The following is a 16,237-nucleotide window of genomic DNA, read 5'->3' as shown; positions in this document are numbered from 1 at the left end:
ATTGCCTTCCGGGTTGCTCACTCCATGAATCTTCTTCCATAAGAGCCGTAGAGCTCATGCGCCTGACGGCTGATATCCTCTCTGAAATCAGGATGGGCAATGCTCGCAAGTGCTTCAGCTCTCTGCCGAAGATTCTTGCCATGCAGATTGACAATACCGAACTCTGTCACGACATACTGCACATGCGCCCTTGTGGTAACCACACCGGCACCCGGCTTGAGTTGCGGCACAATCCTTGACTCGCCTCTGCTTGTCGTCGAAGGGAGTGCAATGATCGGTTTCCCCCCCGGGGAGAGTGCGGCTCCGCGAATAAAATCCATCTGACCGCCGACACCGGAAAAGTATTTCTGACCGATAGAATCGGCACAGACCTGCCCGGTCATGTCAATTTCAAGCGCACTGTTAATTGCCGTTACCCTGGGATTTGCCCGTATCGACCGGGTATCGTTAACATAATCGGAAGGAAGCATCTCAACGAAAGGGTTGTCATCGACAAAATCGTAGAGTCTTCGCGTACCGACCAGAAAACTGGCCACAATCGTCTCTTTATGCGTCCGCTTTTGACTGCCGTTGATCACCCCTTTTTCAACAAGTTCGATCACTCCATCCGAAAACATTTCAGAGTGAATACCAAGATTCCTGTGGTTGAAAAGGGCGGCAAGTGTTGCATCGGGAATAGCACCGATGCCCATCTGCATGGTTGCCCCGTCTTCAACAATGGAAGCGATATGGCGGCCGATACTGATCTCCGTCTCACTCAGCTTGTGCACGGGCGTTTCGGGAAGGGGGTCGGAGACCTCAACCATTGCATGAATCCTGCTTACATGAAGCATTCCCTCCCCATGGGTTCGGGGCATGTTGGGATTCACCTGGGCAATAACCAGCCTGGCTGCGTGAACGGCGGCGAGGGTGGCATCGACCGAAACTCCGAGAGAACAGTAACCATGCCGGTCGGGAGGCGAGACATGAACGAGCGCTACATCAAGCGGAAGAATTCCGCTCCTGAAAAGAGAGGGAACCTCGCTCAGAAAAACCGGAATGGCATCGGCATCACCATTCTGAACGGCCTCGCGGATATTTCTGCCCACAAAAAGGGCATTCATTCTGAAGCTATCCCGATACTCCGGCTTTGCGTACGGGGCGGCGCCTTCGGTATGCAAACTGACAATTTCAACGTTCCTCAACTCTCCGGCCCGGGCGACCATCGCCTCTATCAACCGTTGCGGAGTAGCCGCTGCTGTGTGAAGGTATACTCTGTCTCCTGACTTGATTTTTGCCACCGCATCTTCTGCGGAAAGCATGCAATAACCCATAACAACCTTTATTGATTATGAGAAAGGCTGTTTCAGATTCCGTTTTTATTTCCTGCGGAGATATGCCGGTGTATCTGTTGACCCTTTCTGAATTTTATCATCACTATCTCCTGTTCCTGCCGGTACTGTCGTCTTCTGATCAGTTGTTCCGGAATTTTTTCTGCCCTCCACCTCATGCGGATCATGGATAGACAACTGGCGCCGGATATATGCGGGAATACGCAAATCCTCTTCCTGTCGTTCGGGGTAAACGGAGCTGGACTGCCTGACAGACGAAGAGAGAGTCTGCCCCTGACGGAATCCCTGCGAAGCAGATGAAGAGCTGCGCTGTGCACTCTCATGCTCATCACCCTCCGCCACCCGCTTGAATCCGGTTACAATAACGGTAACCCTGATCTCTCCGGAAACCTGCGGTTCATCAACATAACCGTTTATAATCTTGGCATTGCTGCCGACCTGCTCCTCTATGTAGCTCATGGCATCCCTCATGTCACGCATGGTGACCTCGCCGGTAATGTTGACCAGCACCCCTTTGGCTCCGTTTACCGACACACCTTCAAGCAGCGGGCTGTTGAGAGCATCCGATGAAGCCTTCAGTGCCCGGCGCTCTCCCGACGCAGCCGAAGAGCCCATAACCGCATCACCGGCTCCGGACATAATGCTGCGAACATCAGCAAAGTCAACATTGACATGCCCGTGGCGGGTAATAATATCAGCAATACCTTTTGCCGCCCGGTAGAGTACATCGTTGGCCATGTTGAATGCCTCTGTGGCACTTACCCCCTCCTCGGCAATACTGAGAATCTTCTCGTTTTCAACAAGAATGAGCGTATCAATATATTTGCGGAGCTCGGAAATACCGCCATCAGCAATCTTTGCCTTGACCTGGCCTTCAAAATTGAAGGGTCTGGTTACAACCCCGATCGTCAGGATCCCCATATTCCTTGCAATAGAGGCAATAACAGGAGCTGCGCCGGTACCGGTTCCCTTGCCCATACCTGCTGCAATAAAAACAAGATCGGCACCCCTGAGCTGGGCGGCTATAATCTCCCGGTCATCCTCTGCTGCCTGCCGGCCTTTGGCGGGATCAGCTCCTGCGCCAAGCCCGTTGGTCGCTTTCTTGCCGATCTGCACCCTGATCGGCGCCTTGGAGTTCAGCAGCGCCTGGCGATCGGTATTGAATACGATATATTCAACACCGCTGATTTTCCGGTCAATCATATTGTTTACAGCATTGCCGCCGCAACCGCCGACACCGACAATCCTTATGGTAACCCCTTTTCCCTGCTCACTGTCAAACAGTCCGGGATCCAGCTCAAACGCCATCAGTCAGTTCTCCCTTTAAATCGCTCATGTTTGCTGCGACCATTACAATTGCTCCCAGAATTTCTTCATACGATCCACAATTTTTTTACGTGCCGGCCCCGACTCCTGAACGGGACTCTCTTCGTCAATGACGGCCTGCGCAGAATTCGGCAACACCTCGGCTGTTGAAGCGAAACCATAATCGTCGGGAGGGGTATACTGAAACGAATGGGCAACAAGTCCCATCACGGTAGCATACATGGGATTGTTGATTGAGCCCTTGATTCCGCCCGATACGCCTTCCGGATATCCGATACGGACATCAAGCCCGAGCACATCGCGGGCAAGCTCCTCGGTACCCGGCAGGAGCGAACCGCCACCGGTGATAATGGCTCCGGCATTGATGTACTCATAGTAACCCGACCGTTTGACCGAGTCCCTGACAAGCTCCAGAATCTCCATCATCCGGGCTTCGATGATCATGGTCAATGAACTTTTGGGAAATGACTTTTGCGGCCGGCCTTCAATTCCCTCAATAAGCAGCTCTTCATCTTCACCGCTCAACTGGGCATAGGCGCATCCATGCTGAATTTTAAGCTCTTCGGCCACTTCATACAGCGCCTTGACTCCGTGAGCAACATCGTGCGTTACATCATTGCCGGCGACCTTGATCACTTCAGAGTAGCGGATCGCTCCGTTATTATAGATGGCAACCTCGGTGGTACCGCCGCCGATATCAATAACAACAACTCCGCTCTTCTCCTCACGCTCTTTTATGACCGCCATACCGGAGGCTACAGGCTCAAAGGTCAGCCCGTTTATCTCCAGTCCGGCCTTCTCGACACACTGCTTGATATTGCGGATCTTGGTGCGCTGACCGACCACAATATAGGCGCTGCCGCGCATGGTCGTTCCGGCCATCCCTATAGGGTCGAGCAGCCCCTCCTGATCATCAACAATGAACTCCTGCGGAATGACATGGATAATTTCGTGATCGATATCCAGATAGCGGATATTGGTTTTGGCTTTTTCCAGAAATCGCTTGACATCAGAGTCATTGACAATTCCGGACTGATTGATGCTGATTTCCGAATTACTGTGAATACAGTGAACATGAGCCCCGGAAATCCCGACATTGACGCCATTGATACGAATTGATGACTCCCGTTCAGCGTCAGCTACAGCCGCCTTGATTGCGGCAACAGTCTTGTTGATATTGACAACGGTCGCTCTTTGAAGGCCGTCTGAATTTGAACGACCTTTGCCAAGCACATTGAGTTTACCGAGAGCATCTTTTTCGGCAACAACAACGCAAACCTTCGTTGTTCCGATATCAAGACCAACAGCAATATTGCTTTTCAGCATTGTTCTATTCTTGCATGATTATCACAGGGGATTAACCTGCGGGACTTCCGGAGATAGAGGATCCCTGGTAAAAATCCTGTCCCTGAACCTCAAGTCCACAGTCTCGAAAGTTCCAAAACCTTTAATTGATACAACCTTTTGCCAGAATATCTCGAATTTTTTCAACTTTTCCTTGAAGTTACCATCATTGCCTACAATAAAACGGGTAGGGGCCTGAACAGCAACAAAACTGGAGTGATTGTTCTCTTCTAAATGGAACTCACGAACCAGCAAAGGGGCATAATCCGTTGAAGCAAGAGCATCCAGAAACTGCTGGAGCAGGTAGCTATCACGAATATCCAGTTGCTGCAGACCATTTCGAGCGGTCCTGAGCCGGCTTATACCCCGAACCTCAAGCAATTTCGGCACCTGCCCAAACAGACCCGCTCTCGCAGGCAGAAGATACCCCTCCCGGTCTATTGCCATGACCCTGCCGCCAATAACCGTCATGGCTACCGGCACCCGTTCAAGAATCCTTATCCGCACAATCCCGTTCAGCTCCTTGCTGATCACCGCATCCTTGACATAGGGGGAGGCAACCACCCTTTTCCTGATCTCTGCGGCATCAAGCTGCTGCAGATTTTTCCCCTGATATCCTTTAAGATTTGCCGCCAGCTCGCTGCGGGAGAGAATTGAGAGTCCGTCAATGACAACCTCCCTGACAACAACCTCTTTTTTCCAGTGCGAAGCATATTGCGCAAGCGCAAAGAGGGCAGACAAGACAATCACCATAACAAACAGCAGCACCTTCCAGTTTCCGGAGTATGCCGGAAGCTGAGGATCGAAAGCGCCCCCCTTGTTTCCGGATTCCGGATACTCCTGAGGGGCACTCTCCACGGGCTCTCCCTTGTATTGCTGAAATTCAGAATCAGGCATAAAAAAGCTTTTTCATCCGCTTCATCAAGCACGCAGCTACGGAGCTCGCTGCTCCTGCGCCATCACCATATTTTCTCATCCTGCTCAAAGGAGATCCGGCCCGTCAACCGCACTGGTCCGGCAGAACTCAGCGGCTTCGGAGGCAAGCCTCGTAATATCCCCCGCACCCATGAAGAGCAGCATGGTTCCATCAACCGCATACTCTTTGAGTGCAGCAAAAAGCGACTCTCTCTCCGCAATAAACTCGACATGCTTGCCTCCGGCTTTTCTGACCGCTGTCGAAACCAGAGTGCCGTCCACTCCGGGATAATCCACCGCCTTCTCCCTTGAAGGGTAGACATCGGCAATAAAGACAATATCGGCCCGTGAAAGCGCCCAACCGTACTCATCGGCAAACTCTTTTGTGCGGGAAAAAAGGTGCGGCTGAAAAACAGCAACCACCCGGGAATCAACCCAGCCGCTCTTGGCCGCCTTGACGGTCGCCTTGACTTCCGATGGATGATGGGCATAATCGTCAACAACCATGAGCCCCTTGCCGTTATCGAATTTCACCTGGAATCTCCGCCTCATGCCGCTGTAGCATCCAAGACCGGCAATCAGCCTTTCAGGCGCGATTCCCAGCTCAAGACCCGTTGAAAATGCAGCAAGGGCATTAAGCACATTATGACGTCCGGGGACATTAATGCTGACATCCCGATACTCAATGCCATAGGCCCGAACCGTAAACGTTGATCGCTGTTTTTCGAGAACAATATCATAAGCCATAACATCGGCAGGCTCTTCGATGCCGAACGTTGTATAGAGCCGGTCCAGCGAAGGAATGATTTTTCTGATCTCCGGCCAGTCTACACAACAGATTACCCTTCCATAAAAAGGGACCTTGTTGGCAAAGGCAATAAAGGCCTGTTTCAGCTCATCAAGCGTACCGTAGGTATCCATATGCTCCGACTCAAGGCTGTTGACAATGGCAATGGTTGGCGTAAGCCTCAAAAATGCCCGGTCAAACTCATCCGCCTCAATAACCATATATTTCCCCTCACCGACAACCGTACTCCCTTTAAGATAGTCTGATATTCCTCCGATCATGACCGTCGGCGACTCACCGGACTCAATAAGCATGGTTGCGATCATGGCCGTGGTGGTTGTCTTGCCATGCGTACCGGAGATGCAGATTCCGGATTTGTAGCGCATAAGCTCACCCAGCATCTCATCCCTTTTGATAACCGGAATGCCTGCTTTTCGGGCGGCAATGATTTCAACATTTTCTTCCTGCCGGATAGCTGAAGAGTAGACCACCACATCACAGGCTGTAACCTGCTCGGCACGATGGCCCTGATAAATGACTGCGCCATGCTCAACAAGCTTGTCGGTCACCTCTCCGGTCGATACATCAGAACCCGTTACTCCGAACCCTGACTTCAGGAGCAGTTCAGCTATAGCACTCATACCGGCACCCCCGATTCCGACGATATGAACACTTTTTGTCTTCCCGAGTTCCATGAAACGTTACTCCTTAATGTTTTTTGGCAAGCGTTATAATCCGCAGGGCAAGTTGACGGGCTGCGTCAGGATAGCCCAGTTTTACCGATTCGGTGCCCATGCTTTTCAGTTTTCCCGGATTATGCAGCAGCTCAAGAATTTTTTTAATTGAATCCGAATCTCCAAGATGGTCATCCTCAATCACCATGGCTGCCCCGTCCTTTACCAGTGCCCTTGCATTATGGCGCTGATGGTCGCCGGTCGCATAGGGATAAGGGACAAGCACCGAAGGCTTTCCAAGATTTGTAAGCTCCGCAATTGATGATGCTCCCGCCCGGCACACAACCAGGTCTGCCGCGCTGTATGCAGCACCCATCTCCTCAATATACGGACAAACCGCAAGATAAGGGGAGGGAACCACCTGCTTTTTGATCCGCTCAAAGTCAAGAGCCCCGGTCTGCCAGAGTATGTTTGATGATGCCGTTATCTCCGGAACCCGCTGAAGTATGGCATTGTTGATTGAGCGCGCGCCACGGCTCCCTCCGAAGACGAGAAGGGTGGGGCGATCTTCATGCAGGCCGAAACCCGCCCTTGCCTCATGAGGGGAGTGCAGTTCAAATGACCGGGCCGGATTGCCGGTAATATAGACCGCTCTTGATCCCGGAATAAACCTGCGTGCATCTTCAAATGCAAGATGGATTTCGCTTGCCAGAAGTGAAAGCAGCTTTGTTGTGACACCCGGAAAAGCATTCTGCTCCTGGATGAGTGTTTTTTTGCCCGTCAGCTGGGCCGCAAGGAGCACCGGTGCACTGACAAATCCTCCGGTACCGACCACAACATCAGGTGCCTCACGCCGGATCAGGGCCGCCGCCCGGAAAACCGAGGCCGCAAAGCCGGAAATGATCCCGAGATTTGCCAGAATATTGGAGGGAGAGAGCCCTCTTTTCAGCCCTTTTACCGGAATCAGGTGGAGGCTGTAACCGAGTCTCGGGACTTCGGTCGCCTCAATGCCACTGGTTGTCCCGGCAAAAGAGACTTCGACCTCCGCCACAAGCTTGCGCAGTTCACCGGCCATAGCTACTGCCGGATACAAATGCCCGCCTGTTCCGCCGCCGGCAAAAAGCACTTTCATGGAACCATCCTTTTATTTGGTAGCCTCATTCCTGACAATCCGGTCAAGCTCGCGTTTCTTGTAACGGGAGATGCTCATCAGAATACCAACTCCGAGGGAGTTGAAGAGCAGTGCGGTACCGCCATAACTGATAAAGGGCAGCGCAACACCCGTTGTCGGCAGCAGATGGCAGGCAACAGCAATATTGATAAATGCAAAAAGAGAGATCGCCATGGTGATGCCGCTGGCAACATACTTGCCGAAATTATCCGGGGCATGCTTTGCGATGATTAGGCCACAGAAAAAAAATCCGGCAAAAAGTGCAATAACCGCAAGGGCGCCTAAAAATCCATACTCTTCGCCGACAACGACAAAGACAAAATCGTTATAGGAGAGCGGCAGATAGAGCTGGCGCTGCTTGCTGGCACCGATGCCAAGACCGAACAGCCCGCCGTTTCCGAGGCCGATCAACGCCTGGACAACCTGATAGCTCATCCCTTTCTCATCTCCGCTGAAAAATGAGAGCAGACGTGCTACCCGGTAGGGCGCTGCAATGGCAAAGACGGCCGCGACAGGAATCAGGGGCAATGCGGTAAGCAGCAGATGACGAATGCTGACCCCGCCTATAAACATCAGCATAAAGCCGATCATGGCGATCAGTGATGCCGTACTGAAGTTCGGCTCAAGAGCCACAAGACAAACAACAGTCAAAAGAATGGTAAGCAGGGGATAGAACGAGCTGTTGAGATCCTTGATATAACTCTGCTTTTCGCTGATGAGACGGGAAAAATGAAAAATCAGGGCGTATTTGGCAAAATCGGATACCTGAAATTTGAGCGGACCAAAACCTATCCAGCGCGCCGCACCGGAAATAATACCAACCGCTTTCAGGGCAAGAAGAAGCGTCAGCAGCACAATGCTGACAGCAAGAATAATCTTGCTGGTTTTCCAGAAAACGTGATAGTCAAGCTGGGCAATCAAAACGATAGTGACTATTCCGAGCAGGGAAAAGGTAAGCTGCCTCCATAAAAAATATTCAGTGCTCGCATATTTCGTCTCAGCCCATCCGGCTCCGCTGCTGTACACAACAACCACCCCGATGCACATGAGAATGGCAACTATGAGCATGAGCAGTTTTCCGGCAATTCCCTCCCCGCGGGAAGGAAGCGACAAGGCTTCAGGAGCAGCCCCCTCTTTGGATGCGTGATGTTGAGGAGTATTCAGCATGAGGGTAACTGTTGAACGCATTGTTTAAACTGCCTGCCGCGATCCTCGAAATTCTCGAACATGTCAAAACTTGCACACCCCGGTGAAAAGAGGACGCTCTCGCCACGCTCAACAGCGTTTCGAGCCATGGCAACCGCCGCCTGAAGCGACTCTGCCGGCCTGACGGGGACAACACCCTCAAAAGCCGAAACAAGCTTCTCTTTTGATTCACCGATAGCGACAATCAGAGCAACCTTTGTTCGGACCAGCCCGGCTATGGTTGCATAATCATTTCCCTTGTCCTGTCCGCCGGCAATCAGAACCACCTTTCCCGGTGCCGATTCGAGCGCCTGGCGCATGGCGTTGAGGTTTGTCGCTTTTGAGTCGTTGATCCAGCCGGAACCGTTGATGGTCATGACAAACTCCTGACGGTGCTCGACCCCGGTGAAATCCGAAAGCACGTCACGGAGAACCCCGCTCTCGATACCCAGTACCTTTGAGACCGCAACTGCCGCGAGTACATTATAAATATTATGACGACCCCGAAAACTCTCTTTCAGAAAATCCGCTGTCGCCACAACCCTTTCCTCTCCGCTCACGGTGCGGAAAACCACCCTCTCGTTATCAAGAAAAACCATGCTCCGGCCACTCCCGTCTGCTTCGCGCTGATCCATCCGGAATGGAACTATCTGAAAAGGAAATCTGGCGGAGTCAACGGCAAAATGTTTACTGAGCAGGGGATCATCATCATTGTATATGAGCGTGTCGCGCTCCCCCTGATTCTGATAAATCCTGAATTTCGCTGCCGCATACCGATGCATATCACCCTCATAACGGGCAAGGTGATCCGGTGTAATATTGGTAATCACCGCAATATCGGGGCGGAAGGCAACACAGCGCTCCAGCTGGTAACTGCTCAGCTCGACGACAGCAACATCCCGGGGATGCATCTCCAGAACCATCGACGAAAACGGTATGCCGATATTGCCGACACTGAATGCCCGATAGTTGTGCAGCAGGCCGTCAGCTTCGCATATCCGGTGAATCAAGGTGGCGGTGGTGGTTTTGCCATCCGTACCGGTTATACCGACAACTCTTGCCCGGCAGAAAAGAGCGGCTATCTCAATCTCGCTGAAGATCGCAATACCTCTCTCCTGCATGGCTTGTACAACCTTTGCCGTAGGTGGTATCCCGGGGCTGATGACACAGAGATCGGCATCATAAACCCGGCCGGAGTGACCCTCCTCTTCAAACGGGATGTTCAGCTCATGAAGTGACTGCTGTGCTGCCGCTCCGATCCTGCCCAGTTCGCTGACCAGTACCTGTGCGCCTTTGTTGTGGAGCAGTGCCGCTGCAGCAATACCGCTTTTGGCGGCACCAAGGACCGTAACTTTTTTTCCGGATAGATCCATAGCCCTTATCTGAGTTTTAAGGTCATGAGACTGGCAAGAAAAAAGAGAATCGTCACAATCCAGAACCTGATAACAATCTTCTGTTCCGCCCACCCTTTCAATTGAAAATGGTGATGCAGCGGTGCCATAAGGAAAATACGGCGTCCCTGGCCAAAGCGCATTTTTGTATACTTGAAATAGAGTACCTGAAGGGAGACCGAGAGCGTCTCAAGAAAAAATATACCCGCCATCACCGGAAGGAGCAGCTCCTGCTTGATAAGCAGTGCGATAACCGCAATAGCGCTGCCGAGGGCAAGCGAACCGGTATCACCCATGAATATTTCGGCAGGATTGGAGTTGAACCATAAAAAGCCTACGCAGGACATGACAATGGCCATACAGACCACGGCAATCTCTCCTCCACCGGCAATAAAGGGAATATTGAGATAGCTTGCATAGACCGCGTTTCCGGCAAGATAGGAGAAGCCGCCAAGGCCCATAACCACGATGGCAGAGCTGCCGGAAGCAAGCCCGTCAAGCCCATCGGTGAGGTTGACCGCATTGGAGACTGCAGTAATGATAAAAATAACGATAGGGATATAAAAAATCCCGTAATCGATGGTCAGGTATTTGAAAAACGGAACCGTTGTCGTTGACAGCAGCACGGAAAAAGCGGGATCGAACCAGGTATAGAGCCCTATCACCAGTCCGAGAGTGACCTGGCCTATCAGCTTGTAGCGGGCCGAAAGACCTCCCTTGATTTTAAGCACCACCTTCCGGTAATCATCAATAAAACCGATTACACCCATCCAGAGTACCGCAAGCATAATCAGCCAGACATGCGGATCATTGAATTTCGACCAAAGCAGGACCGAGATCTCTATGGAAAAGATAATAAGCAGCCCGCCCATTGTCGGCACCGCTTTTTTCTTCCGGTGCTCAGGAGGAGCCTCCTCCTTGATCGGCTCAATAATCCGGGATTTAAGGTAGTTGATGAATCCCGGCCCGACAAACAGGGTGATCAAAAGCGCCGTAATAGCTGCGGCACTTGCCCTGAAGGTGAGATACTCAATAACCCGAAGTACCGGTGGGTGAAAGAGATCATTGATGTACTTCAGCAGATAATAAAGCATTGTAATCTTACCTGTTATTGGTTCGTACGTTCATGAGTGCCTCAACCACACGCTCAAGCTTCATCCCCCTTGACCCCTTGAAAAGAATCGCGTCCCCGTCATGCACCGCATCAAGCAGTGCCTCAAGCAGCTCTTCATGAGTTGAAAAGTGACCCTGGCAGTTTCCCGGTGACTCCAGGCAGATCAACCGCGCTTTCTCTCCATAAACAAAGAGCAGGTCAACGCGGCTCTGGTGAATATAGCGGCCAATCGACTCATGTTCAACATCTCCGGCGGCACCGAGTTCAAGCATATCTCCAAGCACCGCTATGCGTTTGCCTTCACAGGGCAGATCACACAGGGCATCAATGGCCAGACGCATGGAGTCGGAGTTGGCATTATAGGTGTCATTGAGAATACGGAGGCCGAAGGAATCCATTACTTCGAGCCGTTTCCAGCCGGTAGCCGGAACCAGAGATTCAAGCCCCTCCCTGATACGGGAGAGAGGAAGCCCGAAATGAAGGCCGACAGCTGCCGCCGCAACCGCATTGATCACATTATGTTTTCCGGTAAAGTTCAGGGTAACCGGTTCAGTTCGATCGGTTGAACACAACACGAACGAGATGCGGCCATCCCGGCAAACGCTGATATCCCTCGCCCAACAGAGCCGGCCCGGGAGTTCAGCTGTTCCGTAGATGACCGGCCCATCAAGCGCCTCTCCGGCAGACCTGAGCCGTGCATCATCACCGTTTACAAAAGCGGTTCCGCCACTCTCCTGCAGATAGGTGAAAAGCTGTGTTTCAGCAGCCGCAACACCATCAAGATCAATGAGAAACTCCAGGTGCTCATGGCCGATATTGGTCAACAGACCGTGGGTCGGCCTGGCAATGGCCGTCAGCTCCTCCATCTCTCCGGGATGGTTTATTCCAACTTCAACAACCGCAATACCGGTATCGGGCCGTATCTGAAGCAGGGTGAGCGGTACACCAAGATGATTGTTCCTGTTCCCCTGGCTCATGTGCACCGTGAAGCCGGTTGCAAGTACCGAAGCGACCATCTCCTTGGTCGTAGTCTTTCCATTGCTGCCACCGATAGCCACAACGGGAATGGAAAAGGTGTTACGGTAGCATAATGCAAGCTGCTGCAGGCCCGCAACGGGATCAACGGTCACAATAAACCCTTTGCCTTCCGGAGGCTGTGGAGAGCCCTCTTTTTCATACCACTCACGGCTGACCATCACCCAGCTTGCCCCCTGCTGAAAAACATTGCTTACATAACAGTGGCCATCGGTTCGCTCCCCCTTCAGGGCAACAAACAGTTCGCCCCCTTTCACCTCCCGTGAATCAATAACCACTACAGGCGCAGTAATCGTCAGGAGTGGAGAACCATGTGTAACAACATCGCCAATCCCCCTGAAATCTTCCACACTCAAAACACCGTTCATCGCTCGCACTCCTTCTCCGGTTCTCCTTCGCAGCTGTGCTGCATAGAGGTTAATAATTGTTCACGGTCTGAAAAGAACGCTTTTCTGCCGGAAATTTCCTGATACTTTTCGTGACCCTTTCCGGCCACAAGAAGGACATCTCCCGTCCTGATCATCGACACGGCAACCCTTATGGCCTCAGCCCTGTCGATTATTCTCCGGTATCGGCCGCTGCGGTTCATACCCTGCTCTATTGCATCCAGAATAGCTTCCGGATCCTCGTCCCGGGGGTTATCAGAGGTAATGATCACTTCATCAGCAAGCTCCGAGGCAATACGGCCCATTTCCGGTCGTTTCGACCGGTCCCTGTTTCCTCCGCAGCCAAAAACGACGACCAGACGGGAGTGCTCGTCCTTCAGCGCCCGAAGGGTTGAGAGCGCCTTGAAAAGCGCATCCGGCGTGTGCGCATAATCAACAAAAGCCATCCCTCCCGAACAACTCTCGCCAACCCGCTCCATCCGGCCCTCAACAGCCGAGACCAGAGAGAGCGAACGGCATATCTCATCGGGATCAAGACCCATACCAAATCCAACCGATGCGGCTTCCAGCATATTCATGACATTAAAGCTGCCCGGAAGCCTTACCTCCATGGAGACAACGGTTTCAGGAAAATGCAGTGCGACACGGCTTGAAGCAATCGAAGCACTGGTAATCTCGGCAAAAAAGGAGTTCCCGCATGCGAGCGAGGAAGGCTGACGCGACGAAAGAGAGCAGCAATATATTTTTTCAGGCCGCACCCTCTCCGCCATAAAAGGGGCGGCAGGGTCATCACGGTTGAGCACCGCAAAACCGTCAGGAGTGAGCTGATCAAAAAGGAGCTGTTTTGCCGAAGCATAGGCCTCCATGGTTTCATGAAAATCAAGGTGCTCCGGTGTCAGATTGGTAAACACCGCCGCACGAAACCTGATACCGTGTACCCGCTTCAACATGAGCGCATGCGATGAGACCTCCATCACCACTGCTCTGCAACCACCGTCAAGCATCTGGCGGAAAAGCGCATGAAGTCCGTGAGCTTCCGGAGTGGTGCGGTCAAGCGGAATCTCCCGCTCTGCATACGTACAGAGATTGGTCCCTATATAACCGCAGGAGATCCCCCGGGCATTGAGCATGGAGGTTATCAGCTTAGAGGTCGTGGTTTTGCCGTTCGTTCCGGTAACCCCGATAATCATCAACTGATCAGAGGCTTCTCCATAGTAAATCCTTGCCGCTTCTGCCAGAGCAATACGCGCATCCGTCACTTTTATGAACAGCACACCATCCTCTATGCCGGAAGGAATCTCTTCACAGATGACGCTCCCTGCCCCCCGCTCCACAGCACTTTTGATAAAGCGGTGCCCATCGGTACAATACCCTCTTACGGCAACAAACAATGCGCCGGGAATCACTTCACGGGAATCACTGGTTACACAGGTGATCTCTCCGGCAGGCTCCCGATTTCCTGCCAGCTCCAGCGCGGAGATCCCCCCGAGCAGCTTTTCAAGCGGCACCTGCCGAATCCCTGCGCGTTGTTCAGAGCCATTCATAAGCTCTTCCGGTTACGGTTTCCCTCTGAAAGCTTCACCCTGATAACCCTGGAGAGCTCAACCATTTTGCCGGGAAGAACACTCTGAGCAGCAACAACTCCATCCAGATCTCCTGAATACTCCATTTCAAGCTTGAGCCACTTAAGCATCCGCCGGGCATCTCTTCCCCTGAGTCCGACAAGTTCCGGAACGGCAACAGCTTTAGCCGTTTCAAGCATGGTCTGTTGCGGTGAACGGAATGCAAGATTTTTCTGCATCTCTTCCGAACAGGCGATCATTCTTGAGGCTATACCGGAAAAAACCGGCGCCGCAACCGTGGCGGCGTAGTAGGCTGTTCTGGGATTTTCAACAACCACAATAATGGCATACAGAGGGGTCTCCACAGGAAAATATCCGACAAAAGATGAGACATAGACCGGGTTGGCATAGGAACCCCCGGCAGCGCGCCGTGCAGTTCCGGTCTTTCCTGCGACACTGATGCCCGGCACCGAAGCACTCTTAGCCGTACCGCTGTCAACAACCGCCTTGAAATACTCCCGTCCGATATATCTTGCGGCTTCAGGGGAAATAACCTGCCGCACTTTTTCCGGAACACTCTCCCTGACCACGTTTCCCTCTGCATCAGTCACCTTCTTGATAATAAAGGGCTTCATCAGCGTACCATTGTTGGCGACCGCCGCATAAGCCTGAAGGATCTGCAGCGGTGTCGCCATAACCTGATAGCCGTATCCCATCCAGGGGAGTGTGGTTCTGTCCCAACGGGCAAGCGTACGAACCCTTCCGGGCGACTCTCCGGTCAGTCCGACTCCGGTTTTAACGCCAAAACCGAAATTTCTTGCATAGGCGTTGAACTTTGCACTTCCGACCGCCATGGCCGTCTTTGCCGCCACAATATTGCTTGAATACATGATTGCCTGACGGAAGGTGATATTTCCGTATGGTTCGTGATCACGGATGTTGAGATTATAGATCGGCATGTTGCCGTTATTGGCAAAGACAATATCCGTTGCTTTTCTTTTCAGTACCTCTGTTGCTGCCGCCGCCATAACCAGTTTGAAGGTTGAGCCCGGCTCATAGCTGTCGGTTACCGCCCGGTTTCGGGATCGCTCCGGAGTCCATGTCCCTCTCTGGTTCAGATCAAAAACCGGATTGTTTGCCATGGCAATGATCTCTCCTGTACGGACATCCATAACAATACTTGCCGCTGCATCGGCATTAAACCGCTCAACCGCTTTGGTCAGCTCATCTTCGACAATGCTCTGTATATCGGCATCGAGAGTCAGCTGAACCGTGTTGCCTTTAACGGGATCCAGCTGCTTTGCGTCAGGCGCCGGATAACGGACGCCAGTTGCGGATCGCTGAAATATTCGTGTTCCGTCACGACCCTTCAATGCCTTGTTGAGCTGCAACTCAAGACCGCTGCTCCCCTCGTTTTTACTGTCGGTAAAACCGATCACCTGAGCCGCAACATTCAGGTAGTAGCGCTGCTGATCCTTGTCAGACCATACTCCCGGATACTTCTCCTGCATGAGCGGGAGTGCTTTTGCAACGGGAATTTTGCGACCAAGAACAACGACACCCTTCGGCTTTCTCAACGCTCCAAGGATCTCGAGCCGGTTAATGCCGAGTTGCCGGGAAAAAATCGTAGCGATTTTTGCCGAGTTGTCAAAGGTTTTCTGTTTTCCGCTTTTCCGGTCAACAACCGCCTTTCCTTTCTGATCAAAAAGCGGCGACTTCCTGATAATTGCCGGATTGGCATAAAAAGAGACCGACTCGATGCTCTCGGCAAGCATTCGTGAACGCCGGTCGAGAATAACGCCGCGCTGCGCTTTCTCGGTCACCACCCGCTCATACTGACGGGCCGCTTTCTGACGGTATTTGCCGACATTGATAACCTGTATACTGAGCAGCATGCCGATAATTGCGGCAATAAATGCAGAATAAACGAGAACCACCACCCCGAGACGCCACCCGAACTCATGATCATCCGGCCGCCGGGTATTCTGCTCTTCACTCATAAGCACTCCTGTTGAG

12 protein-coding genes are annotated in these 16,237 nt (G+C 52.3%); all 12 read right to left on the bottom strand.

What is annotated here, in order from left to right; genetic code table 11:
* Positions 1-17: 17 nt before the first annotated feature.
* The gene (locus G9409_RS03440; protein WP_166807399.1) at positions 18-1,313 is read right to left on the bottom strand and encodes an acetyl-CoA hydrolase/transferase family protein; all 1,296 of its coding nucleotides are present in this window, start codon (positions 1,311-1,313) and stop codon (positions 18-20) included.
* Between the two features lie 45 nt (positions 1,314-1,358).
* Positions 1,359-2,639 (bottom strand): cell division protein FtsZ, encoded by a 1,281-nt coding sequence (ftsZ, locus tag G9409_RS03435; protein WP_166807398.1) that lies wholly within the window; start codon positions 2,637-2,639, stop codon positions 1,359-1,361.
* Between the two features lie 42 nt (positions 2,640-2,681).
* Positions 2,682-3,983: a cell division protein FtsA gene (gene ftsA / locus G9409_RS03430; protein ID WP_166807397.1), complete on the bottom strand. Its 1,302-nt coding sequence runs from the start codon at positions 3,981-3,983 to the stop codon at positions 2,682-2,684.
* 21 nt (positions 3,984-4,004) lie between these two features.
* Positions 4,005-4,898, bottom strand: a complete 894-nt coding sequence (locus G9409_RS03425; protein ID WP_166807396.1) for a cell division protein FtsQ/DivIB — start codon at positions 4,896-4,898, stop codon at positions 4,005-4,007.
* An 84-nt stretch (positions 4,899-4,982) separates the two neighbouring features.
* Positions 4,983-6,398 carry a UDP-N-acetylmuramate--L-alanine ligase gene (gene murC, locus G9409_RS03420; protein ID WP_166807395.1) on the bottom strand — a complete coding sequence of 472 codons (1,416 nt, stop codon included), beginning with the start codon at positions 6,396-6,398 and terminating at the stop codon, positions 4,983-4,985.
* A 13-nt stretch (positions 6,399-6,411) separates the two neighbouring features.
* On the bottom strand, positions 6,412-7,509 hold the full coding sequence (gene murG / locus G9409_RS03415; protein ID WP_166807394.1) for an undecaprenyldiphospho-muramoylpentapeptide beta-N-acetylglucosaminyltransferase: 1,098 nt from the start codon (positions 7,507-7,509) through the stop codon (positions 6,412-6,414).
* Between the two features lie 12 nt (positions 7,510-7,521).
* Positions 7,522-8,736, bottom strand: coding sequence for an FtsW/RodA/SpoVE family cell cycle protein (locus tag G9409_RS03410; protein WP_166807393.1), 1,215 nt, complete (start codon positions 8,734-8,736; stop codon positions 7,522-7,524).
* Entirely contained in the window at positions 8,709-10,106 is a 1,398-nt protein-coding gene (murD, locus tag G9409_RS03405) for a UDP-N-acetylmuramoyl-L-alanine--D-glutamate ligase (protein WP_166807392.1), read from the bottom strand. The genes G9409_RS03410 and murD overlap by 28 nt, the downstream gene beginning before the upstream one ends.
* A gap of 5 nt (positions 10,107-10,111) precedes the next feature.
* Positions 10,112-11,218: a phospho-N-acetylmuramoyl-pentapeptide-transferase gene (mraY, locus tag G9409_RS03400; RefSeq protein WP_166807391.1), complete on the bottom strand. Its 1,107-nt coding sequence runs from the start codon at positions 11,216-11,218 to the stop codon at positions 10,112-10,114.
* 7 nt (positions 11,219-11,225) lie between these two features.
* Complete coding sequence (locus tag G9409_RS03395) at positions 11,226-12,641, bottom strand: UDP-N-acetylmuramoyl-tripeptide--D-alanyl-D-alanine ligase (RefSeq protein ID WP_166807390.1); 1,416 nt, start codon at positions 12,639-12,641, stop codon at positions 11,226-11,228.
* Positions 12,638-14,203: a UDP-N-acetylmuramoyl-L-alanyl-D-glutamate--2,6-diaminopimelate ligase gene (locus G9409_RS03390; protein WP_166807389.1), complete on the bottom strand. Its 1,566-nt coding sequence runs from the start codon at positions 14,201-14,203 to the stop codon at positions 12,638-12,640. Before G9409_RS03390 ends, G9409_RS03395 begins: the two co-directional genes overlap by 4 nt.
* On the bottom strand, positions 14,200-16,221 hold the full coding sequence (locus G9409_RS03385) for a penicillin-binding protein (RefSeq protein ID WP_166807388.1): 2,022 nt from the start codon (positions 16,219-16,221) through the stop codon (positions 14,200-14,202). The genes G9409_RS03390 and G9409_RS03385 overlap by 4 nt, the downstream gene beginning before the upstream one ends.
* Positions 16,222-16,237 lie beyond the last annotated feature (16 nt).

This window comes from Candidatus Chlorobium masyuteum, assembly GCF_011601315.1.
GTDB lineage: Bacteria > Bacteroidota > Chlorobiia > Chlorobiales > Chlorobiaceae > Chlorobium > Chlorobium masyuteum.
Note: the sequence above shows the minus strand (reverse complement) of the source record. Positions and strands in the feature narration are given on the sequence as shown.